Below are 24,225 nucleotides of genomic sequence, written 5' to 3'. Positions count from 1 at the left end.
GATCTTTAAATACGGAGATATGGCAAATCTGGTTAACATCCTTCTGGTAGAAGACGACGAAGTAGACATCATGAATGTTCAGCGTGCGTTCAAAAAGAACAATATCAATAATCCCCTGTTTGTGGCGCGCAACGGCCTCGAGGCGCTCGATGCCCTTCGTGGAAACAATCCTTTAACGAAGGTGCCGTCTCCCCGGGTCATCCTGCTCGACATCAACATGCCCAAGATGGGCGGGACCGAATTCCTCAACATCATCAGGAAAGACCCTGAGCTGCGGGCGATCAGTGTTTTTGTGATGACAACTTCCAATGAAGAGAGCGACAAGATCGCAGCATACGATCTTAACGTGGCCGGTTATATCCTCAAACCGCTTTCGTTCGAAGGTTTTACAAGTGCGGTGGCTATTCTCAACCACTACTGGCAGCTGTGCGAAATGCCGCAAGGAGTCATTCAATAACCGCCATTACAAAAACACCGCATTTGTGGTAAGAAAAAAAAACGCCCTTTTAATACTGTTCTTCGTTTCCCTTTCGGGATACGTGCATGCCCAGACCTCTTCCTATGAAGAGCTGCAGGCTGCCTACATATTCAATTTTGCCAAGTACATCAGGTGGCCTGAAGAGACACCGGAATTCGTGATCGGTGTTTATGGCAAGCCTGAGATCATCGAGCTGTTCAAAAATACCCTCGCCGGAAAAAGGGTGGGAGGCAGGGATATTCTGGTCAGGGCCGTGGAGGGCGCAGAAGATGTGACAGGCTGCAGCATCATTTATATCGCTTCGTCTGCATCGAAAATGTTAAAGACGCTGGTCAGCGTTACAGCACGCAAAAGTATCCTGATCGTTACCGCAGAAGACATGATCTCCAGCGGCGCCATGATCAGTTTCGTGGTGGAAGACGATAAGCTCAAGTTCAAGATCAAGAGAAAAACACTTTCAGAAACCGGACTCGTTGCCAGTGATGGATTGCTGAAGCTGGCGATACTCCTATAAGAAATCACCGAAAAATATGTTCCATGAGAACGCCTGACAACAGTACCCCCAAATATGTTTGTGTGGACAAGGTCTCTGCCTCAGATATCTTGAAACGATTTTTCTTTGCCGCACTGTTCTGTTTTTTTGTAGCCGAAGCGAAGGCGCAGGAAAATACACAGCCGGATACGGCAAAACTGAATGTTGACAAATTGCTGAAGCTGTCGTTCGAAGATCTGATGAACGTGAGCGTGGTGACGCCCACCAAGAGCGTACAGAAACCGGGTCGCGCACCGGCAACCGTGCTGGTCGTTACCAGCGAACAGATCCGGCTGAGAGGATACCGGAACCTGGCGGAGGTGCTGAATGATCTGCCGGACTTTATGATCACCGACAAATCCATGCCTCAGTATTATAACACGGCCAGCATTCGCGGTGTGTTCGGTCAGGATCATTTTGTGATTTTGATGGATGGTGTCAGGATCTCTTCTCCCACCAACGAGCCCCTTCCGCTCCTCGAGAACTTCCCGATCTACCTTGCCAAACAGATCGAGGTAGTATATGGCCCCGGCTCTGCGCTGTATGGAGCCGATGCCATGGGTGGTGTGATCAATATCCTGACCCGGCAGCCCGATGGCAGCGAGCAGATCATGGCCTCCGTCACGGGGGGCACACAGGGATATGCCAATGCCAGCACTGTTTTTAATTACAAGCTGAAAAATGACGTAACGCTGACGTTAGCAGGCCAGTATTCATACGATGCGCAGCCCGATTTTTCGAAGATATACAAGAAGGAATATGACCTGGCCTCTCACAAGACAGGTATCTTTAATACCCAATACGGGCCCATCACTCCCCAGGGCGCCATCAACCCCGAATATGAGGCGCCCATCAAAACATATAATGCGTATACCGCACTGGGCAAAGGCGGGTTCTCCATGAAATTGCTGCATCACTACTCGGAAGTACCAAGCTCCTCGTCGTTATCAACGAACCATGCAGTTTATAATAAAGATGTGTTTTATGGCCAGGGCTTAACAACAGTAAGTGCCAACCAGACGATCGGCGCCGGAAATTTCAGATCCCTATCTTCCTTTGTCGGAAGCTTTTACAAAGTGAATCCACTTTCTAATTTCAGGAACCTGTACGGCGGCATGGAGCGTGGTTACAAATACAGCACCGGATCGATGCTGAAAATGGAAGAGCAGCTTCATTACGCATGGTCAAAGGATTTGAATATCACGGGCGGGCTAACGTACGAGATCTTCCAATCGCTTCCCAAATCTCCGGAGCTTCAGTCACCCGTGAGCAACCACGGCGCTGTGTCAGGCATTTTACTGAATTCGGTTTATGAGAACAATCCATCCGGGATCGAAGCAAAGTTCTTCCCGCTGGCTTATACAAACGTGGGTGGTTATCTCCAGGCCGAGTATTCGCCGCTGACAGAAGTGTCGGTCACAGCGGGTGTCCGGTATGATAACAACTCACGTTTTGGATCAACTATCAATCCAAGGGTTGGAGCCGTATTTAATCCGTGGGGGAACACAACCATCAAGATGCTTTATGGCACTGCCTATTGGGCGCCTTCTCCGTCTACCTCCTTTGAGTCTTACGGATCTTTTTACTCCACAGACAATGGCACTACCTACCAGTCGGCGTTCTGGCAGCTTCCGAACCCTGACCTGGGGCCTATGACATCACGGTCGCTGGAGCTGAGCATCACACAAAACCTGAGTAAAAAAGTTATGGTCACTTTTGTTGCGTACAGAACAGTGATCGATGACCTTATCGAAGACGTTAATGACAACGGCAATACCAACCTGTATAACAATTATTTTCTTGGATACCATGTAGATTATATTCAGGTACCTTTCAACAGGGGGAGCCAGGAGAACTACGGCGGCCACCTCAAGATCCAAGGCACATTCAATATCGGGCGCCTGGAGCTTCTTAGTTATAATTCAGTGAGCTATCTTGAAGGTAAACTGTTTGATCACCAGTCTAACCGCACCTCCGTAGAGCAGCCTGCCATGGCACCCTGGCAATTCAGAACCGGCCTCGATGGCAAGATCAATGCCTATCATTTTTCAGTGAGGTTGCTGGCGGTTGGCAAACAGAGAACCTATGAGTTTGCCGATGCCGCTATTCCAGGTAAAAGAGCGACGCTGGACGGATATGCATTGATGAACGTTTCCGCGGGTTACACCTTGGGCAATGCCACTTTTTTTGTGAAGGCCGAAAACGCATTGAATCAGAAATTCAAAAGCGCTGTAAATTTTGCTGCCATGGACCTGGACGGAAGTTACCAGAACCCTGCCCGGGTAATGGTGGGTGTCAGAGCAGGGTTCTAGGAGCTCGGCATCGGAAAGCGACATTGTACCTAATAAACCCGGCAAAGGATGAGAGCATTTTTTAACATGCTGATGGCCAAGTCAGAAAATCGCCCGATCTCGGCGTTCATTTCAACAGCGGTCGTGCGGATCATCGGTGTTATCTGGCTGGGTGTTTTAATATCAACCTGCCTGCTCGCGCTTTATTCTTTCTCCTGGGCCACGTTGGTCTGGGACGTGCTGTTTGCAGCATTGATCACCGTTTTGTGTGTGCTGTTTTACCGTGAGTTCACGCAAAGGGTAGCGGGGCGTGTGAAGTACCACATTCAGCTTTTTAAAAAGAACCCCAACCCGATGTGGGTATATGACATGGCCACCATGCGTTTTTTATCAGTGAACGAAGCCGCCACCGCTTTGTACGGCTATACCGAAGCTGAATTTCTGGCGCTGACGATCAAAGACATCAGGCCCGCCGAAGACGTGCCTTTGCTGATCACCGCAGCCGAAAAAAGAAAACTTGAATTCAATCACCAGTACCACTGGTCCGGTACATGGCGCCACAAGACCAAAGACGGCCGGACGATCTATGTCGAGATCTCCTCTCACGATATCATTTTTGAGAATAAAAAAGCACAGCTGGTACTGGCTTACAACGTGACGGATAAAGTTCTGCAGCAACGCGACCTCCAGCTGCTGAACCAGGAGCTCGAATGGAAAGTGATGGAGCGCACCAACGACCTCCTGTTACTGAACAAAAGGCTGATCAACCACAACCGGATCATCAAATCTGCCAACCTGGAGCTGTTTACCATCACCAATGATCTGCGCGTGGCAAACGAAAAAATAAAAGAGCATGCCGACCTGAAAAGCAGGTTCGTGTCGATGGCGTCGCACGAATTCAGGATTCCCCTGGCAAACATCTCCGGCGCAGCGGCAGACATCAGGGACCATGCCACCGGGAGCGAGGCGAGTGAGGTTATCGCGAAGGTAAAAACGATCGAAAAACAGGTCGCCCATATGGTGAGCCTGCTTGACGATGTGCTCACCATCGGAAAAGATGAAGCCGTAAAATTGAAGGTGAACGCCCAGTCCATCGACGTGGAGTCGTTCGTGACCGGAGTGGTGGAAGACGTTCGTAATGCGCACGGAAGCTCCCATTGCATCAACGTCACCATGCATGAAACAACCCCGCGTTGCATCCTTTCAGATGAGAAGTTCCTGCGGAATATTTTTATCAATCTGCTCAACAATGCCATCAAATATTCTCCCCTCAGCAATGAGGTATACCTGAGCATCTATCCGTCTGCCAATGCCATCTGTTTCGAAGTACGCGATCAGGGCCTCGGAATCGAAAGCCACGACATCGAGAAGATCTTCGAACCTTTCTTCCGCTCCAGCAGCATTCAGAATATCGGTGGCACAGGCCTGGGGCTCTCTATCGTTAAGAGAGCGGCAGACCTGCTTCATGCACGGATCGACGTAAAAAGCGAGATCGGCAAAGGTTCTGTCTTTACCGTCTCGCTTCCTATCGACCAGAAATAAGAAAAGCCTGTGTGTTCTTTGATTTATATAAGTCCGGACGTGCGGCTTAGCGGATCATGCCGAAGCTGAGGCCAGCCAACACCTGCATTTTATTGGAAACCTGCGTGTGGTCAAACCGTACATTGTTGGATGCGTTGTCCAGGTTGTGTGCAAACCTTGTCTCCATAAAGAAGTGAACAAAATCACTGCTCTCGAGAAGCCTTAATTCAATACCACCTCCAAACGATGAGTTCACCTGTTTGACCGTTCCCAGGTAAGGAGCTTCCGACTTGCTGTAGTTCACTTTGCCACGGTCGCTGCTCAGGTAGTATCCGTAAAATTTGTATCTGTCATAGGCTACAGCACCTGAAAAATAGGGCTGCACCCTGAGTGATCTTTTGCCGAACAGGGCCAGTGGATAAAAATTGATGGACGCGTTCGATTTATAGAGATCTATCGAACCGGCTATTTTATTGTCAGAGGAGTAATAGCCGAACAATCCGATCCTTGCTCTAACGGCTTCGTTGCCGGCAACAACGCCGAGCAGTCCGCCGCTCTGCGTTACCTTCTTTGCGTTCAGCTCAGGAATGTCGCTGCTGAGGTCAAAGACCGATGTTCCAAAATTGGCCTGAAATCCGATATGAGAAATTGCGCTTTGTGCATGGCTGCAACCGGATTTCAATATCAGGATAATAAAAAGGGTTACGATCACGATCCCTTTGAACTGGTTAAATTCGATTCGCTCTTGCATGGCTTTCTGTATTATTATGCAGGCAAGTTGCAACCGACGATTGTCCCTTCCTTCAGAGCAATTCTGATTTTAAAAATCAGGTATTTGGCTTATGCCACTGATGCTAAAAAGCCGGGACACACCTCGTAGATGCGAACCAGAACCGGAAAAAACCTTCTCAAATTGACACTAAAGGGCTTTACTGCTGTAAGCCTGCTCAGTAAAATGCTGAGTTTATCAGCGGTTCCCCTAGGCGTATTGTTGATGGCAGGATGATCTTTCAATTTGTCTTATCTTATATGTAAAGAATCGGTTCCAGATCAACTTGTTACAGCTATTTTTTCAATGAAGTAAGGTACAGCAAGAAAACAAACAGAAATCACACACCGGATATCATATTTTTGTAACCTCTTATTGAAGGCAGATCGCCAGATATGTAGACGCTCGAAATATTCTTTACATCGGAGTGGGTATCCGCGTTTTGTAGACCGCATTTTTCAGGAGAGCGATCCTTCTTATATGATGGAAAGCATAAGAAGTACACATTGTGAATTAAAAAAAAAATACATGATGACGGTGTAAGAATGCGAAAAGTATTAGTTTAGAAACGAGTTGGCTTGACTATGCATAAAATTTTATGGGTGGATGGAATATGCTGAAAGGAGTTGATGTTTATTCTATTCTGGATAGTATTTCATATGCAACAGTGATCCTGGATCAGGAGGGTACAGTGTTGTTCGTTAATAAAGAAGCCAAAAAACTGGCTTATCTCACCAGCCCTTCACTCGCTGAGGATATCTCATTTTTTCACGCCATTCCGTTGCCCTGGCGGAACATCGTTGAGTTTCACTTTGCCAATATCGTTGATACCGGAAAACCTGCCACAGTAGACGTATCGTTCGACGACCTGGAAGGAAGGAAGAACTATTTCGAGATCAGAGGCAGCCTGATCGCTGACAACGACGAGGTAACAAACCGGATCCTGATCGAAGCCCGTGATGTAACGCCGCAAAAAGTATTCGAGAACCGGATCACCGCCATTGCCAAGGAACAGAACAACCTCATCGAACATGCCAACGCAGTGGTTATTGGCACCGATGCCAGAGGTTATATCACCGAATGGAATGAAGTGGCTACGCGGATCATCGGTTATACAAAGAACGAGATCTACACCCGGCGCCTGCTCGACCTGCTGCCCTGGGAGGAATTCCATGCAGGCTTCAGCCAAACCATGCGGGCAGCACTGGCCGGCGAAGTGATCACAAACTATGAAGCTGGCATCCGCAACAGAGATGGAAAAAAGCTTACCTGTCTCATCAACGTAACGCCACGAAGGAGTACCACCGGCGAAGTAGTGGGCATACTCATGATAGGGCAGGATATCACGGAGTTGTGGGAATACAAAACGAACCTCGAGCTCAAGGTACAGCAACGCACAGAAGCGCTGCACAAAGCCCTGCAGAAGGAAAAGAAACTGGTTGACATCAAGAACAGGTTTGTGTCCATTGCCTCGCACGAGTTCAGGATCCCGCTCACCAGCATCATGCGGAATGTAACCTATCTGAAAAATGGCAACGGAAGCGTTCAGGCCGGCGATGCGTCTACCCGCCTCGATAACATTTCCCTGCAGACCCGCCACATGCTGATGCTGCTGGACGATGTGCTGACCATCGGTAAAACCGAAGCAGGGCAGATGACGGCCAATATCCGCCCCGTTACGATCAAACCATTCCTGGCAGGCCTCATCGAAGAGGTTCAGAACAGCATGGGCAACACCCATACCGTTCGGCTGGATTGTGCATCGCCAGACCTGCAGGTAATGAGTGATGAGAAACTATTGCGAAACATTTTCATCAACCTGCTGAGCAACGCCATCAAGTTCTCACCCTCCGGAAATGAGGTATTCCTCACAGTCGATGTACATGGATCGTTTGTACGCATCGCTGTCAAAGATCAGGGTATCGGCATTGCTGAAAAAGACATGGAGCTGGTGTTCGAGCCATTCCGCCGGGGCAGCAACGCCAAAGAAATAAACGGCACAGGCCTCGGTCTCTCCATCGTCAAAAAAGCCGTTGAAGCCCTTCAGGGAAAGATCGACTTGCAAAGCCAGGTAGGGGAGGGAACCGTGTTCACGGTAAAATTCAAGCTTGATTAAGAACCAGTAGGCAGTAGGCAAAAGAGCAATAGGCAACAGTGCCGAACAGTTCAACGACTATTCCTTGACCAGAAATCAGCTCGTCGAATCCATTGACTACACGTTGCCTACTGCTACCATCGCTTGCGATCGGTTGCCTACTGCCTACTTTTACCGCAGTGCTAAAGAAACATTTCCACTGGTGCGGATGCTCACAGGAACGCCGCCACCATTGATCTTTCCTTCGATCCTGTCGTCGTCCTTGTCTCCACTGAAATTATTGAGGTTGCTGGTCCTGATCTTGTTGCCGCGAAGTTTCAGGTCCAGCCCTTTGTCTCCCGGCATTTCCACGTCGATATTTCCGCCTGAGTTAGAAACGGTAACGAATTTACCAAGCTCCCTGATCTCCACTTCAATACTGCCACCGCTGGTAGAGGCGTCTATACTGCAGGCCAATCCGCGCAGGGTGACACCGCCACCGGAAGTGTGCGCTCTCAGCTCGCCCTTGATATCGCGGCCGCGAACAGAGCCTCCGCTCGTCTCGGCTTCGATGGTTCCGTCCAGCAGATTCATGTTGATAGGTCCGCCGGAAGTTCTCAGGGTGATCTGTCCATTGCAGTTATCCGCATCGATACCGCCACCGCTGGTATAAAGCCTGATGTCTCCTTTAGTGTCGATCACAGTAATGCCGCCACCCGAAGTTTTGCCGTTGGTTTTTCCGCTCAGCTTTTTGATCCGAAGGCCGCCGCCGCTGGTAGAGAACTCATGCGTGCCCGTGAGGTTGGCCAGGTCAATGCCACCACCGCTCGTATGGAGATCGGTACTAACGTTCTTAGGCACATAGATGGTAAACGAGATGGTCAGTGCCTGCTTCCAGTTGATGTCGTTGCGGGGCTCGGCAGTGGCCGTGAGCTTGTTGCCTGCAACGGACACGGTAAGCGCATAGTCTGCTTCCAGCCGCTCTTTGATCTCCTGTTTTGAAAGCTGGGCACCCTTGTTGGAGGTGATGTATACTTCCACGCGTGCGTCGCTGTTGTCTACGCCGGTAATGGAAATACCGCCGCCGGAAGTTCTGGCCATAACCTCACTGATGGACTCCTTGGCCAGTGATTTGGTCATGTACAGGCCTTCGTTTGACTGGGCGCTGGCCGCAATCACCAGGGTAATGGCAAAGAAAAGAACAAGAATCTTTTTCATAGTGTTTGGATAAGTTTTATGATGGATCCGATGCCTGTTCCCAATCCACATGCCACGCCGGCAAACACGCGCCAGGAGCAGCTTTCAACTCCAGGAGTGTAAATGAATGTCCAGATTTACAAACCGTCTGGACGGATCCGGACAGTCACGGCTTAGCGCGATGAACCAGGTTCAAGTATCGGCACAAAAGACTGCAGCAGGAAATGAATGGTTGCATGCTCCGCCCGGGAGCCAAAAGATTTTTTTATCAGGCGCGAGCAGCGGGAACGCTGAGGCTTAAGCCTGAAAATTTCCGGAGCAGGAACATGACCTCATGATCGATGATGAAATTGGTCTTGTTGCTGAAGGCGATGGCCTGAATGCCGCTGCGGTATTGCGAAAGCAGCCTGAGAAAGATCTGATCGTAATGGGTGCGGCTGATCTTTTCTTTCTTCAACACTTGCAGCACAGATCTTGGAATGCTGCTCAACGATACGTGTGAGCGTTTCATGATCTCCTGGAGCTGCATCTCGGCCAGGATGTCGAAGCTGAGGTTGCGCATCAGCTCGATGGTTGCCCAGAGTGCTTCGTAAGCTTCCTTAAAATTGTACGACCGGTTGGTGCTGGAGTCGATCAACCTGAAATTTCCTTTCTCTTCAAGGATATCGTAAAAGATGCCGCTTTCTTCGTGACTGACTCTCATGAGGCTTCAATGACTTTAGGTTCTATGAATTTATAAAGTTAACCGGGTATACGTGCACGATTTTCGGATAGACAGAAGATTTATGCCGTTGATCAAACGGAAACCCTAGACGAATGGATGTAGGGGGCACGTATTTTTTTCAGAGCTGTTGTATTGGCAAAAGATGTTTAGACACTGATTTTTTTGAAAGATGTTTAGACACTCATTTGCTGCGTGGTGCCAAATTGTTTCCACAAAAAAATTAACAGGAGATCACGTTCGCTTCACTTTATGCTTTACCTTCGTAAACCTTGAATCCGCCTTTTTTGGATGTCAAGATCACGCCTCGATCTTACCCTATGGGAACTCCTAAGATTGATGGCGTTACCAAAAGCAGTTACGTTAGACGGACGTAGCTGCTTTTTTGTTTAAAGCAGGTGGGTGTCCCGCATGGGCTGCCGGTGTCAGCCACGTTGTAGGGATGGCCCAAAAATCCTCGTATTTACCTGTTTTGCGGCGGTTTAGGCCCCCTGAATATGCAATTTCGAAATTCTCTTATTTTTGTGCAGGATTATTAACCTACAGACGAGCCCATGAACCTTTTAGATTTTGAAAAGCCTATCGCAGAGCTGGAAGCCAAGCTTGACGACATGAAGCACCTTGCCCGCGATAGTGATAAGGAAGTGCAGGCGGCCATCAAAGCGCTTGAAAAGAAGATCCTGGAATTAAAGAAAGAGACCTTTGAAAATCTGACGGGCTGGCAACGCGTACAGGTATCACGCCACCCGGACAGGCCTTACACCCTCGATTATATTTACGAAATAACGTCTGATTTCATCGAGCTTCATGGCGACAGAACCGTATCTGACGACAAAGCGATGATCGGTGGCTTCGGCAGCATTGATGGCAAAACCTTTATGCTTATCGGGCAGCAGAAGGGCCGCAACACGAAGCAACGTCAGCTCCGGAATTTTGGTATGGCAAACCCTGAAGGTTACAGGAAAGCCCTGCGACTGATGAAGCTCGCTGAAAAATTTAACAAGCCAATCGTAACTTTCATTGACACTCCCGGCGCCTTTCCAGGCCTCGAAGCAGAAGAGCGCGGACAGGGTGAAGCCATTGCCCGAAACCTCAAGGAGATGTTCATGCTCAAAGTGCCCGTCATCTGCATCGTCATCGGTGAAGGTGCATCGGGTGGAGCGCTGGGCATTGCCATCGGTGACCGCGTGCTCATGCTTGAGAACACCTGGTATTCGGTAATATCACCCGAGTCATGCTCTTCCATTCTCTGGCGCAGCTGGGACTACAAAGAACAGGCAGCGGAAGTGTTGAAGCTTACCGCGAAAGATATGCTCCAGCAAAAGCTCATCGACGGTATTGTAAAAGAACCCCTCGGTGGTGCTCACACCGATCTGAAATGGATGGCCGCCGAAGTAAAAAAAGTTATCCTCACATACACCAAAGAGCTCGAAAAACTAAGCAGCGAAGACCGCATCCAGCAGCGCATCGATAAATTCTGCGCAATGGGCGTGGTGAGCGAATAAACTTAGTTCGGAGCATAGATATGAGAAGCTGCTTTCATTGAAGGCGGCTTTTTTTATTAACACGGTTTAAAAAGGTGCGAGGTACGATCCCGATAGCCATCGGGAACGAGGTTACGCGGCCCTTCGATTGCAGGAAGCACGTTGATGCAACGACTGCATTTCCGTACCTCGTACTTCTTACCCCGTACCTTCCCACCGCGCTTCATAAAATCACACCATCCACCACAACTAACTGGTAATCAACGTACTACATTTGTTGATAGAACTCTGGCAAAACTTATTAACTTCACGCGAATTGTCAGACCGCCGGTTAAAAATGGTGCGATGGCCAACCTTATTCTTAAGCGAACAGACAGATGAAGCTGCATGTGATCGATACCGGTTTTTTCAAGCTCGATGGAGGTGCCATGTTCGGTGTGGTGCCCAAATCCATCTGGCAAAAGACCAATCCTGCCGATGAGAACAACCTGTGTACATGGGCCATGCGTTGCCTGCTGATCGAAGACGGCAACCGGCTGATCCTGATCGACAACGGCATCGGTGACAAGCAGGATGCAAAATTCTTCAGCCATTATTACCTGCATGGCGATGCGAGCCTGACCAGCTCCCTTAAAAAAGCGGGCTTCTCCGAAAATGATGTAACGGATATGTTCCTCACGCATCTGCACTTCGACCATTGCGGCGGGGGTGTCAGATACAATGGCGGGAAGCTGGAGCTCGTCTTTAAAAATGCCAAATACTGGTCAAACGTTCATCACTGGAAGTGGGCCACACAACCCAATGCCCGCGAGAAGGCGAGCTTCATCCGCGAGAACATCCTGCCCATGGAAGAAAGTGGTCATTTGAATTTTATCGACATCACCACCGAGTCTCCGTTTATGCAGTTCGACATCGCTTACATGTCTGGCCATACCGATAAAATGATGATCCCGAAGATCCGGTATAAAGGCAAGACCATCTGCTATATGGCAGACCTGTTGCCGTCGGCGGGCCATATTCCGCTGGCGTATGTGATGGGTTACGACACCAGGCCGCTGATCACGATGGACGAAAAGGAAAAATTCCTGAACGAGGCTGCCGATCATCAGTATATATTGTTCTTCGAGCATGACGCTCAGAACGAATGCTGTACCGTTAAGCGTACGGAAAAAGGAGTGAGGCTCGACAGGACTTTCCCTCTATCAGAGGTGTTATAAGTTTGAATCAGAAACATTGAACAGATGAAGACAGGACTGGTACTTTCCGGTGGTGGGGCAAGGGGCATATGCCATCTTGGGGTGATCAAGGCACTCGAAGAGTTCGGCGTCACTTTCGATTATATTGCGGGAACCAGCGCAGGTTCCATTACAGGCTCTCTTTACAGCTATGGTTATAAGCCGGACGAGATCGTGAAGATGATCAGTGAAACGAGCCTGGCCAAGTCGCTGAAGCTCGCCTGGACGTGGACGGGTTTATTATCGCTGGATGGTCTCCGCGAAATATTTCTGAAATACATTCCTGAGAACGATTTTAAAGCCCTGAAAATCCCGGTCACCATAGCGGCCACGGAGATCAGAAAAGGCAAGATCGAATATTTTACACAAGGCGAGCTGATCCCCGCCATCCTGGCCTCGAGCTGTGTACCGGTGGTGTTCAATCCGGTGCAGTATAACGGTGGGCTATACGTTGATGGGGGCGTGCTCGACAATTTGCCCGTGAAGGCCATCTATGATCAATGTCAGTTCATCATAGGCTCGCATTGCAATTTTATCCGCTCCGATGTGAATCTCAAAAATTTCAGGTCGGTGATCGAGCGCAGCCTGCTGATGGCTATCAGCGGCAGCACCACCGTAAGCAAAACCCTCTGTCACGTGCTCATCGAACCTCCTGACGTAGGGTATTACACCGGTTTCGACCTGAGCAAGGCGAAAGAGATCTTCGATGTAGGTTACCGTTATACCAAAGAGAATTTCACAGCAGATCATTTCCGCTTATGATTGCAACACAGCTTTCCTTTAAAGATCAGATCCTGCAGGGCATTCCGGAGGAGCTTCCCGAAAAAACGACCTACGACCCATCGGTAAGCCATGCGCCCAAACGCAAGGACATTTTAACCGCCGAAGAGAAAAAGCTCGCTGTGCGCAATGCACTGCGCTATTTCCATCCACGTCATCACGCGGTGCTCGCGCCGGAATTTTATGACGAGCTGGTGCGTTACGGGCGCATCTACATGTACAGGTTCAGGCCCGGTTACGCCATGCATGCCCGGGCCTTGAACGAATACCCACACCGTTGTAAACAGGCTGCGGCCATCATGCTGATGATCCAGAACAACCTCGATCCCGCTGTGGCGCAACATCCGCATGAGCTGATCACCTATGGCGGAAACGGTGCTGTGTTTCAGAACTGGGCCCAATATTTACTCACCATGCGTTACCTGGCCACCATGACGGAGCACCAGACCCTGCACATGTATTCGGGGCATCCGCTGGGCCTGTTTCCTTCTTCATCACAATCACCGCGTGTGGTGGTGACCAACGGTATGATGATCCCCAATTACTCACGGCAGGATGACTGGGAACGTTACAATGCGCTGGGCGTAACACAATACGGCCAGATGACCGCCGGCTCATACATGTATATCGGTCCGCAAGGAATTGTTCACGGTACTACTATTACTATTCTCAACGCAGGCAGACGCATCGGCGGGAGCGAAGACCTCCGCGGCAAGCTGTTTGTTTCTTCCGGACTAGGCGGCATGAGCGGCGCCCAGCCCAAAGCCGCAAAAATAGCAGGCTGCATCTCGGTGGTGGCGGAAGTAAATTCCAAAGCCACGGAAAAAAGACACGCCCAGGGTTGGGTGGATGAGGTCGTGAGCACACCAACCGACCTCGTGCAGCGGATCAGGAAGGCCAGGGCAGCCAAAGAAGTTGTTTCCATCGCATATCAGGGCAACGTGGTAGAAGTATGGGAAACATTGCATGACGCCGGTGTGTTTGTAGACCTGGGCTCTGACCAGACGTCGCTGCACAACCCCTGGGCTGGTGGATATTATCCCGCGGGCCTCAGCTTCGATGAAGCCAACCGCATGATGGCCGCCGATCCGGAAAAATTCGAAACACTGGTGCAGGAGTCGCTGCGCAGGCATGCATCGGCCATCAACAAACACGCAGCAAAAGGCACTTACTTCTTTGACTACGGAAACGCCTTCCTGCTGGAAGCTTCCCGCGCCGGGGCCGAGATCATGGCGCCGGACGGCATCAACTTCAGGTATCCATCTTATGTGCAGGATATCATGGGACCCATGTGCTTCGATTTCGGCTTCGGTCCTTTCAGGTGGGTTTGCACCTCCGGAAAACAGGAAGACCTCGATCAAACCGACATGATCGCCGCCAACGTGCTGCAGGAGATGCTCAACGAAGCGCCTGACGAAATCAAGGGACAACTGTCAGACAATCTTCGCTGGATCAAACAGGCAAAAGAGAACAAGCTGGTAGTGGGATCGAAGGCGCGCATTCTCTATGCCGATGCCGAGGGAAGGATCCGCATTGCGCGGGCGTTCAACAAAGCGATCGCAGAAGGACAGATAGGAGCCGTTGTACTGGGTCGCGATCACCATGATGTGTCTGGAACGGACAGCCCGTACCGCGAAACTTCCAATATCTATGATGGCTCGCGGTTCACTGCAGACATGGCTATCCACAATGTTATAGGAGACTCATTCCGGGGAGCGACATGGGTTTCTATCCACAACGGCGGCGGAGTAGGATGGGGTGAAGTGATCAACGGAGGATTTGGTATGATATTGGATGGGAGTGAGCAGGCCTCTCAAAATTTGAACAACATGCTTCATTTCGATGTCAATAATGGTATTGCACGCAGGGCCTGGGCCAGGAACCCCAACGCTATTGCGGCCATCCAAAAAGCAGTAGCAAAGAATGAGCTGCTGACGGTGACGCTGCCTAACGCTGTTAACGACGCTTTATTGAAAGACATCATCCATTGAACTTAAATTTCTTCACGAAACACAATCATTCCATAGCTTTGACACCAAATTTCTACTAACTAAATATGAAAAAAGTAACAATTCTTTTTCTTTTAATGAGTGCTTTAGTGATCACTTCCGTGAATGCCCAGACTTCACAGGGAAACATGATGGTGGGAGGTACACTGTCATTGTATACCACCAGCTATCAGGGCAATTCTGACCTGGAAGAGTCAGGCACTACTTTTTCACCTAGCTTTGGTTATTTTGTTACCGACAACCTGGCTGTAGGTGCCAGCCTTGGCTTTAGCTCAAGCACCGACGATAATGGCGTCAGCAAGACTGAAAGAAGCTCTTTCAGCTTCGGTCCGTTCGCACGTTATTATAAGTTCACGTCTAACGACAAGTTTGCATTCTTCGGACAGGCCAGCTTCACCATCGGCAGCGGAAAAACTGATATTACACCTGGCGGTGAAACGAAAACCGGAACTACTACTTTTGCAATTTCTCCCGGCTTTGCTTATTTTTTCAACGAGCATTGGGCACTTGACTTTGCCATTTCGGGTTTCGCCATTCAGTCTTACGACCCTAATAAGGACGCCGATGACGACAAGAATACCACCATCTTGTTTGGCGTGTCATCGTTCTCACCTACACTTGGTTTCAGGTATCATTTTGGTGGCTAGAACACTTTAATTTAAACTTGGCTTAATATGAAAAGAACAATTCAGGTATTTGTCGCATGCTTCCTGCTTCTGGCAGCGCAGCAGACCTTCGCACAGATGCAACTGGCGGTAGGTATCAAAGCGGGGCCGAATTTCGCTAACATCGATACGAAGGCATCCGCAGGCCAGAACTATAAGAACAGAACAGGTTTTCACGGCGGCGCTTTTGTGCTGATCAAGGCAACCAAGATCGGTATTCAGCCCGAGATCCTTTTTTCACAGCAGGGTTCGAAAGTTCAGATCAACAGTCAGAACTTCGAATCGAACTTCACCTATGTGAACATTCCTGTCATGATCAAGCTGTATACCGTTGCCGGGATCAACATCCAGGCGGGTCCGCAGTTCGGATTCGTGACCAATGCCGAAGCACCGATTGAAGACCAGTTAAATCCGGGTAGCTACAAGGTTGCCGATGTGAAAGACAAGATGAAGAGCAGTGACATCACCGCTGCGCTCGGCTTAGGCTGGGATCTTCCTTTCGGACTGACGATCGACGCCCGTTACAATCTCGGTTTATCCAAGATCTATGACAAGGCTCCCTCAACACAGCAAACTACCGATGCCAAGAATCAGGTGTTCCAGCTCTCGCTGGGCTACAAGCTGATCAAGCTTGGAAAGTAGCAGTAGTTTAAAGTTTGAGATTAAAAGTTTAAAGTTGTTCAGGCAACGCCTTCGTGCTTGAGAGTTAAAAGATGAGGCTGTCGAAAGGCGGCCTCTTTTTTTTGTTGCCAGTTACCAGTTGCCAGGTGGCCGGTTGGTGAGGCGTTACTCAACGCTGCACCTAACTTTAAACCTTAAACTTCTAACTTTAAATTTTAAACCTTAAACCTTAAACTTTAAACCTCAAACCTTAAACTTCCAACTCACTCCACCACAATCAGGTAGTAGTTCTTCTTCCCCCGTTGCGCGAGCAGGTATTTTTGCTGCAAAAGATCATAGGCCGGCTTTGCGTTGGCATCTTCTACCTTCGCTTTATTCACTGATACGCCGCCACCCTGGATCATTTTGCGTGCCTCACCTTTGGAGGGGAAAATAGTGCCTTGCGATACCGCAGACAACAGGTCGGTAACCGTGGCGCAGCGCTCATACTCGCTGCGGGCAATAGTAACCTTGGGCACACCTTCGAAAACCGAAAGCAACGTTTCTTCATCCAGGCTCTGAAGCTCTTCTGTAGTAGAGTTGCCAAAGAGGATGTTCGATGCCTTGATGGCGTTATCGTAGTCGGCCTGCGAGTGAACCCTGATGGTGATGTCCTTGGCTAACACCTGCTGCAGCTTGCGGTGCTGCGGTGCCTGGGCGTGCTCGGCAATGAGCGCCTCGATCTCAGGCCTGTCGAGCTGCGTGAATATTTTGATGAAGTTGGCTGCATCTTCGTCAGAAACATTCAGCCAGTACTGGTAGAATTTATAAGGTGATGTCTTCTTCGGGTCGAGCCACACGTTGCCGCCTTCGCTCTTACCGAACTTGGTACCATCCGCTTTGGTGATCAGCCGGGTGGTGAGTGCAAACGCATCGCCTTCTGCCTTGCGGCGGATGAGCTCGGTTCCTGTTACAATGTTGCCCCACTGGTCGGAGCCGCCCATCTGCAGCTTGCAGTTCTTGTGCTGGTACAGCCAGTAGAAGTCGTACCCCTGCACAAGCTGGTAGGTGAACTCTGTGAACGACAACCCGGTCTCCAGTCGTTTCTGCACCGAATCCTTCGCCATCATATAATTCACGGTGATGTGTTTGCCCACGTCTCGGATAAAATCCAGGAACCGGAATTCTTTGAACCAGTCGTAGTTGTTCACCATCTCGGCGGCGTTGCTTCCGGTGAAGTCCAGGAACTTCTCCAGCTGCTTTTTCACACAGGCCACGTTATGGCTCAACACGTCTTCAGACAGCAGATTCCTTTCGGCCGATTTTCCCGAAGGATCACCCACCATACCGGTGGCGCCGCCTACCAGTGCATAGGGTTTGTGGCCGGCTTTCTGAAAATTAAGCAGCGTCATCACCTGGGTAAGGTGGCCGATGTGCAGCGAGTCGGCCGTCGGGTCGAAACCAATATATCCGGAGGTAACTTCCTTGTTCAGCTGTTCTTCCGTGCCCGGCATGATGTCGTGCAGGATGCCGCGCCAGCGGAGCTCTTCAACAAAATTCTTTTTCATGTCTCAATTCTGGCGCAAATATAATATAATCCTGAAATGCAAGTTCACGCAGAGGCCGCTAAGGAGACGCAAAGACCGCAAAGATTAGTTAGAAACGAGCCTTAAATGCACCAGCGGAAAGCCTTTGCAATCTTGTGCCAGTGGCCCAACAGATACAATTAGATCTGTTTACAGGCCGCAAGGATTCCCTCTGCGCTCTTGGCGTATTTTCTTTGTGGTCTTTGCGTGAACTTGCATTTTGATCAGCGCACGTATCGGATCATTCGGTTTTCTGAAAGAACTTGTTGGCTGACGAAAAGCTCTTCTTTACTTCCACCTGTATGTTCCGGTTCGGTGCATTGAGAACAAAGTCCTCGATGGTCTCGATGATATCGCGGTCAATGAACTGAGAGCCCCCGCCGTCGATGGTCACCTGCGCGCCATCCGGTATCCGCTCGAGTGTTTTTCTGAGCACCGCCTTGTTCAGGAAGCTCACATCCTTGTTCATGCGCAGCAGGTAGCTCTCACCGTGCCGCGTGAGCGAGATCGCTTCGTGGAAATTGGTCTTCAGCACATAGAAGATACCGACGGCAATACCAATGAAAATGCCTACCAGCAGGTTGCTCAGCAATATGGCAACGATGGTGACAACGAAGGGAATGAACTGGTCCCATCCCTTTCTGAACATCTCACGAAAAAGGGCGGGTTTGGTAAGCTTGTATCCGGTAACAATAAGGATCGCGGCCAGCGCCGAGAATGGAATGAGGTTGAGGACATGGGGGATAGCGAGCACGGCCGTCAGGAGCAGTACACCATGCAGGATCGCCGATGCTTTGGTGCGTGCTCCGGCATTGATGTTGGCCGATGTACGAACGATTACCGCGGTGATGGGCAGGCCACCCAGCAACCCTGACACGATGTTGCCGATGCCCTGTGCGCGCAGCTCGCGGTTGAGGGGAGTCACGCGTTTGAACTCGTCAAGCTTGTCGGCCGCTTCTATGCTCAGCAGGCTTTCAAGACTCGCAACGAGCCCGATGGTGAGCGCAATGGTATATACTTTGGGGTTTGTAAAATGGCTGAAGTCTGGGAATACCATCTGCTTGGCAAATTCACCGGTCATCGGAAGCGAGACCAGGTGCTCCTGGGCAATGGACAACTGAGGGAACGAGGCTTTGTAGAGGGCATTGAGTAAAACGCCGAGCAGCACCGCGATCAACGGCCCCGGCACATATTGCAATATTTTGTTCTTCTTGATCACAGGCTTCTCCCAGAAGATCAGCACTGCCACCGATACCGCGCTGATGATAATGGCGCCGGGGCTCAGGTAATTAAAGGCGTTGAGGATCTCCGTGAACGTGTTCTCACCGTCGGCCTGGAAGAAGTTTTCGTCTCCTTCAAAATCGCGGTCGTAACCCAGCGCATGCGGGATCTGCTTGAGGATCAGGATCAACCCGATGGCGGAAAGCATACCTTTGATCACGGCAGCCGGAAAAAAATGGCCGATGGTACCAGCCCTCAGAACACCGAGCACCACCTGGAATACACCTCCCAGGATCACGGCACAGAGAAAAGCTTCATAAACACCAAGCTCGGCCAGGGCACTGATCACAATGGTGGTAAGGCCCGCAGCAGGACCACTCACGCTCAGATTCGAGCCACTGAAAGAGGCCACAACAATTCCCCCGACAATGCCGGCAATAAGACCCGATAACATCGGAGCCCCGGAAGCAAGCGCTATTCCGAGGCACAAGGGGAGTGCGACTAAAAATACCACGACGCTGCTGGGAGCATCATATTTTAAATTCACTAATGGATTTGAAACACTGCGCATAAAAGAATACTCGTAAATAATGGTTAAAAAATAAACAGCCCGGAAACACGAACATGACACGGCGGCGTGCGCCGTCAATTTGCCTCACAAGGAATGAGGACGTCGAAAAAAGAAATGACTAAGCGTGTTTGGGAGGTGGAGTATCTGTTTCACTGATGGCAGCGCTCAGGAGGCCGCAGAGCTCCGTTGCATGAAGATCAGACGAGAGCAGGGTAGAGGAGTAGACCGATTCAGGATGGATGACCATGTGAAGGTCAACGATCTGCTCGCCAGCCGTCTCGGAAGACTCGCCAAAACTGTCTTTCTCTTCCTCGAACCCGGTGCCTGAGAGCATTTTGATCACATTCTCCACCAGCTTGTAGTTGGTTACGTGCAGGTTGAGGATCCGGATCTCCGTAAGGAAAAAGCTCATGTTCAGGAAGATCATCCCTGTAACAATCGCTACCAGTTTGCTCACGAATAAAGACCGGACTGCTTTCATGGACTGCAAAAGTACGCTAATTTTTCCAAAATTGAACCCAAATGTTTTTCTTGCCGCTCTGATTTGCGGCCACCTGCTGACAGACTACCCTGAAAGCAGTTCAAACGATTACCCCTGCAGATTGGATCACGTCACACATTAAAAGATCATTAAAAATGCAACAACCCGACTCCCTGAACCTTGTGGGGGAATTCCACAAAACCTTCAAACACCCCATCCTGGAACAGCCAGCCATACCCTCAGAAGACCGGTGCAAGCTCAGGGTGGCACTCATTGCCGAAGAGCTGAAAGAGCTCGAAGTAGCCATTCTTGAAAAAGACATCGTCGCAGTGGCAGACGCCCTCTGCGATATTCAGTACGTGCTGTCCGGTGCTGTGCTGGAGTTCGGCCTGGGAGAAAAGTTCAAGGCACTCTTTGAGGAAGTGCAGCGCTCCAACATGAGCAAGGCCTGTACTTCTGAAGACGAGGCCCGCAAAACCGTGGAGCACTATCTGAAAAAAGATGGCACCGAATGTTACTACCGGCAGGAGGGTGACAAGTGGCTCGTGTACCGGAAGTCCGACAACAAAACCATCAAGTCGATCGGGTACAGCCCGGCTAGCCTGGAGAAGTTCCTTCACTAGGTACGAGGTACGAAATACGAAGTACGGCAGCCCCGATCTGCATTCATCGCACCTCGTACCTCGTATCTCATACTTCGCTAAACATAGAATTCAAACTGAAACACCGCATCATGTCCCTTCAGCTGCATGGGATTGATCGCTACGATCGGAAGGTCATTATAGGCCTTGATAAACTCGGTGCGGCTGATCCGCAGCTTGCTGTGTCCCGGCTTGATCTTATGGTATTGCATCCTGCCGCTTTGGTTGGCAGTGGCTGAATAGACGTATTCAAACCTCAGGGGAATAGGAGACGGAATGTAGCGCATAGCTGCTCACGCAAAGTGCATTATTGCACAATAATACGCTATTTTAAGGCATTTATTGTTAATTTTTTGTGTTATTTTACACAGCAACCGGTAAATGGTAATCGGTGACCGGTAAACGGGTGATCAGTAGTCGGTTTGCCGGTGACCCGGAGATGATTTACCGTCTCTATAAAAGTTTACAATCGAAGGCAGGAAGGTGAGGGGTATGCGGTATCTTAAACCGATTACCCGATTACCGATCACTGATGACCGACTACCGGTAACTGGCTAGCCGGCAACCTTCACAGTGAGTTCTTGGTGATCCAGTAACGGTACGCCACGATGGCCTTGTCGAGTTTGCTCAGGCGGGTGATGTCGCGTTTGCTGTACCGGGGCAGCACGACTTTATTGATCCTGGCGAGAAGCCTGAAAAGTGATTTTTTCATTGCGCAAAATTAAAGCCGGCAGAAACCGTTTAAATTTCTATATTTAAAATTCATTTAAACAAAACTATGGAAAATTTTCAACCCACTCCTTTTCTTGTTAGATGGCATTTGGTGATGCTTTATGGTGCGATGGCGCTCTTTGCTGGCGGCATCCTTTTCTACCTCATCCACTTAATCAGAATTTCAACCTTGAAGACCTACAAGGAAAAATATGACTATATCAGCCGCCGGGAGATCAAAAACCTGGAGATCATATTCATTCTTTTTGCCATCGGTGTAGCCATGCTCATCAACCGCTATGGCATGGACAAGATCGATGAAATGGGAGTTTGGTTCTTTGTACGTCTGTTCATCTCCTTCGCGGGAGGTACGCTGGTGGGATACATCGCTTTCCTGATCCTGGAGTATTATTATCCCAGCAGAGTTGACAAGAAGCTTAAGAAATGGAGATTCATGCCGCGCGTCAACCCCAAGACCGGCAATAAAATGAGGTTGCTGGCCGAACATGAGGAAGACGTGCACATGGACGAAGGCATGCGGGCGGAAGAAGATGTTTTTTCCATCGACTATGACGTATGGATCGACGAACAGACCAACGATGTGATCGTAGAAAAATACCAGGGTCACCTGCAGGCCCTGCAATGTGGCAACTGCGGCTTTTATACCCTGAAAGTGGTGAAAGAAGAGATCACAGAAAGACCAACAATCAACTCGCCGGGAGAATTAATTAAGCACTACGAGTGTTCTTATTGCAAATCGGTAAGGGCTACAGCCTTTAAAATATCCACCATGGAAGCCGATGATTTCAAAAAGGAAAAACACTCCTTCCAGAATAACAGAGATGTAGTATTGGTGAAAGTGGAGATCAAATCAGCCACAGGCGGTTCGAAATTCTATGAATTTGGCGATCTGGCACAGGCACAAAAGTTTTTGACCGAAGTGAATGAGGAGAAGAAATAATCCGGTATCAATCTTGCATAGGATGCATAGGAACAGATAACCGGCCATTTTAAACCCGGAAGGCGTTTTTTCGTTGTTTAGGAGAAGATTACAGCACTATCGTATGAAGAGAATATTGATCGCAGTTTGTTTCGGATTACTGGTCTTTGAGGCCAGCGCTTCCGTAGGTACCAGGGATACCACACAGCTCAAACCCAAACCCATTTACGGAAAAGAAGCTAAGGTAATAGCTTACATCCTTGACAATAACCATTACCGAAAGATCATCCTCAACGACTCGCTGTCGTCCGTCATTCTTGACCAGTTTATCAAGAGCCTGGACAACAACAAGACCTATTTCACAGCACAGGACCTGAAGAGCTTTGAAAAGTACAGGTATCTGATCGATGACCTCACCAAAGCGGAGAACGTAGATCTCGCCTATGAGATCTACGACGTGTTCAAGAAGCGGTTCGACGAACGTATGAAGTATGTCACGCAAACGCTTGTAGCCGAGACCTTCGACTATTCCACCAATGAATATTACGAAACAGACCGCGACAAGGAGCCGTGGTGCAAGAATGAAGCGGAGCTCAACGAGGTCTGGAGAAAGATCGTCAAGAGCCAGGCCCTCAGCCTGAAGCTTGCCGGCAAAACCAAAGAAGAGATCCAGAAGACCTTGCGGGAGCGGTATGAGCGACTGGTGAAGTCGTATACCCGTGACGTTAACTCCGAAGACGTGTTCAGCATGTACATGAACAGCCTGACCGAGGCGTATGATCCCCATACCAATTATTTTTCGCCCGCTGCCGCTGACCGCTTTAACCAAAGCATCAGCCTGTCGCTGGAAGGCATCGGTGCCAGGCTGCAGACTGACAACGACTACACCAAAGTGGTTGAGGTCATTCCCGGCGGTCCAGCCGAAAAGAGCAACCAGGTGCACGTGAACGATCGCATCATTGCCGTAGGGCAGGGCGATGGCGAAATGGTGGACGTGATCGGCTGGCGCATCGATGACGTGGTGAAGCTCATCAAAGGTCCCAAAGGCACCAAGGTGAAGCTGCGGATCCTGCCTGCCGAAACAGGTGTGAACGGCCCCAGCGAAGACCTTCAGCTGGTGCGCGACAAGATCAAACTTGAAGATCAGCAGGCCAAAAAGAACGTGATCAACTATCAGAAGAACGGCAAGAATATGAAGCTGGGCGTGATCACCCTGCCAAGCTTTTACATGGACTTCGAAGAATACCAGAAAGGCAACCCCAACTATACCAGCACCACCCGTGACGTGCAACGCCTGATCAAGGAATTGCAGGCGGAAGGAATCGACGGCCTGGTGCTCGACCTGCGCAACAACGGCGGTGGCTCACTGGCAGAAGCCATCGACCTCACTGGTATCTTCATCAAGAACGGCCCCGTGGTGCAGGTGAAGAATTCGGCCAACCGCATCGAGGTAGGCACTGACGACGATCCCGCCATTGTTTACAACGGCCCGCTCGTGGTGCTCACCAACCGTTTCAGCGCCTCGGCATCTGAGATCTTTGCAGGCGCCATCCAGGACTATCACCGCGGTGTGGTGGTGGGCGAATCCACCTATGGAAAAGGCACTGTTCAGACCGTGATCGACCTCGACAAATTCATCAACGATCCCACCAACGAAGTGGGCACGCTGAAGCTCCCGTTTCAGAAATTCTATCGCGTGACCGGCAGCCGCACCCAGC

At 49.9% G+C, this 24,225-nt stretch carries 22 protein-coding genes; 14 read left to right on the top strand and 8 right to left on the bottom strand.

The window, feature by feature from the left end; all coding sequences use genetic code 11:
* Nucleotides 1-19: 19 nt before the first annotated feature.
* The 4 genes from KK083_RS07715 to KK083_RS07700 are packed head-to-tail and all read left to right on the top strand — an operon-like array spanning nt 20 to nt 4,843.
* The gene (locus tag KK083_RS07715; RefSeq protein ID WP_254162169.1) at nt 20-457 is read left to right on the top strand and encodes a response regulator; all 438 of its coding nucleotides are present in this window, start codon (nt 20-22) and stop codon (nt 455-457) included.
* A gap of 25 nt (nt 458-482) precedes the next feature.
* A complete protein-coding gene (locus tag KK083_RS07710; protein ID WP_254162167.1) occupies nt 483-992 on the top strand; it encodes a YfiR family protein in 510 nt (169 codons plus the stop codon).
* 23 nt (nt 993-1,015) lie between these two features.
* Nucleotides 1,016-3,322 carry a TonB-dependent receptor plug domain-containing protein gene (locus tag KK083_RS07705; protein WP_254162165.1) on the top strand — a complete coding sequence of 769 codons (2,307 nt, stop codon included), beginning with the start codon at nt 1,016-1,018 and terminating at the stop codon, nt 3,320-3,322.
* 48 nt (nt 3,323-3,370) lie between these two features.
* Nucleotides 3,371-4,843 carry a sensor histidine kinase gene (locus KK083_RS07700; RefSeq protein ID WP_254162163.1) on the top strand — a complete coding sequence of 491 codons (1,473 nt, stop codon included), beginning with the start codon at nt 3,371-3,373 and terminating at the stop codon, nt 4,841-4,843.
* A 46-nt stretch (nt 4,844-4,889) separates the two neighbouring features.
* On the opposite strand, the gene KK083_RS07695 is transcribed toward KK083_RS07700, so the two are convergent.
* Nucleotides 4,890-5,573: a hypothetical protein gene (locus KK083_RS07695; protein WP_254162161.1), complete on the bottom strand. Its 684-nt coding sequence runs from the start codon at nt 5,571-5,573 to the stop codon at nt 4,890-4,892.
* 616 nt (nt 5,574-6,189) lie between these two features.
* On the opposite strand from KK083_RS07695, the gene KK083_RS07690 reads away from it, so the two are divergent.
* Complete coding sequence (locus tag KK083_RS07690; protein WP_254162159.1) at nt 6,190-7,707, top strand: sensor histidine kinase; 1,518 nt, start codon at nt 6,190-6,192, stop codon at nt 7,705-7,707.
* Nucleotides 7,708-7,857: 150 nt separating this feature from the next.
* Here KK083_RS07690 and KK083_RS07685 read toward each other — a convergent pair whose 3' ends face one another.
* A complete protein-coding gene (locus KK083_RS07685; RefSeq protein ID WP_254162157.1) occupies nt 7,858-8,883 on the bottom strand; it encodes a DUF4097 family beta strand repeat-containing protein in 1,026 nt (341 codons plus the stop codon).
* 247 nt (nt 8,884-9,130) lie between these two features.
* Complete coding sequence (locus KK083_RS07680) at nt 9,131-9,565, bottom strand: hypothetical protein (RefSeq protein ID WP_254162155.1); 435 nt, start codon at nt 9,563-9,565, stop codon at nt 9,131-9,133.
* Between the two features lie 572 nt (nt 9,566-10,137).
* On the opposite strand from KK083_RS07680, the gene KK083_RS07675 reads away from it, so the two are divergent.
* From KK083_RS07675 to KK083_RS07650, 6 genes are all read left to right on the top strand, one after another.
* Complete coding sequence (locus tag KK083_RS07675) at nt 10,138-11,088, top strand: acetyl-CoA carboxylase carboxyltransferase subunit alpha (protein WP_254162153.1); 951 nt, start codon at nt 10,138-10,140, stop codon at nt 11,086-11,088.
* A 356-nt stretch (nt 11,089-11,444) separates the two neighbouring features.
* A complete protein-coding gene (locus tag KK083_RS07670) occupies nt 11,445-12,284 on the top strand; it encodes an MBL fold metallo-hydrolase (protein WP_254162151.1) in 840 nt (279 codons plus the stop codon).
* A gap of 24 nt (nt 12,285-12,308) precedes the next feature.
* Nucleotides 12,309-13,064, top strand: coding sequence for a patatin-like phospholipase family protein (locus tag KK083_RS07665; protein ID WP_254162149.1), 756 nt, complete (start codon nt 12,309-12,311; stop codon nt 13,062-13,064).
* Nucleotides 13,061-15,073 carry a urocanate hydratase gene (hutU, locus tag KK083_RS07660; RefSeq protein ID WP_254162147.1) on the top strand — a complete coding sequence of 671 codons (2,013 nt, stop codon included), beginning with the start codon at nt 13,061-13,063 and terminating at the stop codon, nt 15,071-15,073. The genes KK083_RS07665 and hutU overlap by 4 nt, the downstream gene beginning before the upstream one ends.
* 65 nt (nt 15,074-15,138) lie before the next feature.
* The gene (locus KK083_RS07655) at nt 15,139-15,738 is read left to right on the top strand and encodes an outer membrane beta-barrel protein (protein ID WP_254162145.1); all 600 of its coding nucleotides are present in this window, start codon (nt 15,139-15,141) and stop codon (nt 15,736-15,738) included.
* Nucleotides 15,739-15,765: 27 nt separating this feature from the next.
* A complete protein-coding gene (locus tag KK083_RS07650) occupies nt 15,766-16,398 on the top strand; it encodes a porin family protein (protein ID WP_254162143.1) in 633 nt (210 codons plus the stop codon).
* Between the two features lie 242 nt (nt 16,399-16,640).
* Here the strand turns inward: KK083_RS07650 and tyrS are convergent, their stop codons facing one another.
* From tyrS to KK083_RS07635, 3 genes are all read right to left on the bottom strand, one after another.
* The gene (tyrS, locus tag KK083_RS07645; protein WP_254162141.1) at nt 16,641-17,924 is read right to left on the bottom strand and encodes a tyrosine--tRNA ligase; all 1,284 of its coding nucleotides are present in this window, start codon (nt 17,922-17,924) and stop codon (nt 16,641-16,643) included.
* A 259-nt stretch (nt 17,925-18,183) separates the two neighbouring features.
* Complete coding sequence (locus tag KK083_RS07640; RefSeq protein WP_262899471.1) at nt 18,184-19,734, bottom strand: SulP family inorganic anion transporter; 1,551 nt, start codon at nt 19,732-19,734, stop codon at nt 18,184-18,186.
* Between the two features lie 118 nt (nt 19,735-19,852).
* Nucleotides 19,853-20,215 (bottom strand): hypothetical protein, encoded by a 363-nt coding sequence (locus tag KK083_RS07635; protein ID WP_254162138.1) that lies wholly within the window; start codon nt 20,213-20,215, stop codon nt 19,853-19,855.
* Nucleotides 20,216-20,370: 155 nt separating this feature from the next.
* On the opposite strand from KK083_RS07635, the gene KK083_RS07630 reads away from it, so the two are divergent.
* Nucleotides 20,371-20,838 carry a pyrophosphohydrolase domain-containing protein gene (locus KK083_RS07630; RefSeq protein WP_254162137.1) on the top strand — a complete coding sequence of 156 codons (468 nt, stop codon included), beginning with the start codon at nt 20,371-20,373 and terminating at the stop codon, nt 20,836-20,838.
* Nucleotides 20,839-20,915: 77 nt separating this feature from the next.
* Here the strand turns inward: KK083_RS07630 and KK083_RS07625 are convergent, their stop codons facing one another.
* The gene (locus tag KK083_RS07625) at nt 20,916-21,143 is read right to left on the bottom strand and encodes a hypothetical protein (RefSeq protein WP_254162136.1); all 228 of its coding nucleotides are present in this window, start codon (nt 21,141-21,143) and stop codon (nt 20,916-20,918) included.
* Between the two features lie 281 nt (nt 21,144-21,424).
* Entirely contained in the window at nt 21,425-21,568 is a 144-nt protein-coding gene (locus KK083_RS07620) for a hypothetical protein (RefSeq protein ID WP_254162135.1), read from the bottom strand.
* A 66-nt stretch (nt 21,569-21,634) separates the two neighbouring features.
* On the opposite strand from KK083_RS07620, the gene KK083_RS07615 reads away from it, so the two are divergent.
* The gene (locus KK083_RS07615; RefSeq protein ID WP_254162134.1) at nt 21,635-22,528 is read left to right on the top strand and encodes a phage holin family protein; all 894 of its coding nucleotides are present in this window, start codon (nt 21,635-21,637) and stop codon (nt 22,526-22,528) included.
* 103 nt (nt 22,529-22,631) lie between these two features.
* Nucleotides 22,632-24,225 (top strand): S41 family peptidase (locus tag KK083_RS07610; protein ID WP_254162133.1); only part of this gene is annotated, 1,594 nt, incomplete at its 3' end.

This window comes from Chryseosolibacter histidinae (assembly GCF_018598225.1).
In the GTDB taxonomy this organism is placed as follows: domain Bacteria; phylum Bacteroidota; class Bacteroidia; order Cytophagales; family Cyclobacteriaceae; genus Chryseosolibacter; species Chryseosolibacter histidini.
The sequence above is the reverse complement of the archived record's forward strand: the minus strand, read 5'-3'. Positions and strand labels throughout refer to the sequence as shown.

Excerpts from the sequence above, each read along its gene's own strand:
- KK083_RS07715 (WP_254162169.1), top strand. The coding sequence starts at position 20 with ATGGCAAATCTGGTTAACATCCTTCTGGTAGAAGACGACGAAGTAGAC.
- KK083_RS07705 (WP_254162165.1), top strand. The coding sequence starts at position 1,016 with ATGAGAACGCCTGACAACAGTACCCCCAAATATGTTTGTGTGGACAAG.
- KK083_RS07700 (WP_254162163.1), top strand. The coding sequence starts at position 3,371 with ATGAGAGCATTTTTTAACATGCTGATGGCCAAGTCAGAAAATCGCCCG.
- KK083_RS07695 (WP_254162161.1), bottom strand. The coding sequence starts at position 5,573 with ATGCAAGAGCGAATCGAATTTAACCAGTTCAAAGGGATCGTGATCGTA.
- KK083_RS07690 (WP_254162159.1), top strand. The coding sequence starts at position 6,190 with ATGGGTGGATGGAATATGCTGAAAGGAGTTGATGTTTATTCTATTCTG.
- KK083_RS07685 (WP_254162157.1), bottom strand. The coding sequence starts at position 8,883 with ATGAAAAAGATTCTTGTTCTTTTCTTTGCCATTACCCTGGTGATTGCG.
- KK083_RS07680 (WP_254162155.1), bottom strand. The coding sequence starts at position 9,565 with ATGAGAGTCAGTCACGAAGAAAGCGGCATCTTTTACGATATCCTTGAA.
- KK083_RS07675 (WP_254162153.1), top strand. The coding sequence starts at position 10,138 with ATGAACCTTTTAGATTTTGAAAAGCCTATCGCAGAGCTGGAAGCCAAG.
- KK083_RS07670 (WP_254162151.1), top strand. The coding sequence starts at position 11,445 with ATGAAGCTGCATGTGATCGATACCGGTTTTTTCAAGCTCGATGGAGGT.
- KK083_RS07665 (WP_254162149.1), top strand. The coding sequence starts at position 12,309 with ATGAAGACAGGACTGGTACTTTCCGGTGGTGGGGCAAGGGGCATATGC.
- hutU (WP_254162147.1), top strand. The coding sequence starts at position 13,061 with ATGATTGCAACACAGCTTTCCTTTAAAGATCAGATCCTGCAGGGCATT.
- KK083_RS07655 (WP_254162145.1), top strand. The coding sequence starts at position 15,139 with ATGAAAAAAGTAACAATTCTTTTTCTTTTAATGAGTGCTTTAGTGATC.
- KK083_RS07650 (WP_254162143.1), top strand. The coding sequence starts at position 15,766 with ATGAAAAGAACAATTCAGGTATTTGTCGCATGCTTCCTGCTTCTGGCA.
- tyrS (WP_254162141.1), bottom strand. The coding sequence starts at position 17,924 with ATGAAAAAGAATTTTGTTGAAGAGCTCCGCTGGCGCGGCATCCTGCAC.
- KK083_RS07640 (WP_262899471.1), bottom strand. The coding sequence starts at position 19,734 with ATGCGCAGTGTTTCAAATCCATTAGTGAATTTAAAATATGATGCTCCC.
- KK083_RS07635 (WP_254162138.1), bottom strand. The coding sequence starts at position 20,215 with ATGAAAGCAGTCCGGTCTTTATTCGTGAGCAAACTGGTAGCGATTGTT.
- KK083_RS07630 (WP_254162137.1), top strand. The coding sequence starts at position 20,371 with ATGCAACAACCCGACTCCCTGAACCTTGTGGGGGAATTCCACAAAACC.
- KK083_RS07625 (WP_254162136.1), bottom strand. The coding sequence starts at position 21,143 with ATGCGCTACATTCCGTCTCCTATTCCCCTGAGGTTTGAATACGTCTAT.
- KK083_RS07620 (WP_254162135.1), bottom strand. The coding sequence starts at position 21,568 with ATGAAAAAATCACTTTTCAGGCTTCTCGCCAGGATCAATAAAGTCGTG.
- KK083_RS07615 (WP_254162134.1), top strand. The coding sequence starts at position 21,635 with ATGGAAAATTTTCAACCCACTCCTTTTCTTGTTAGATGGCATTTGGTG.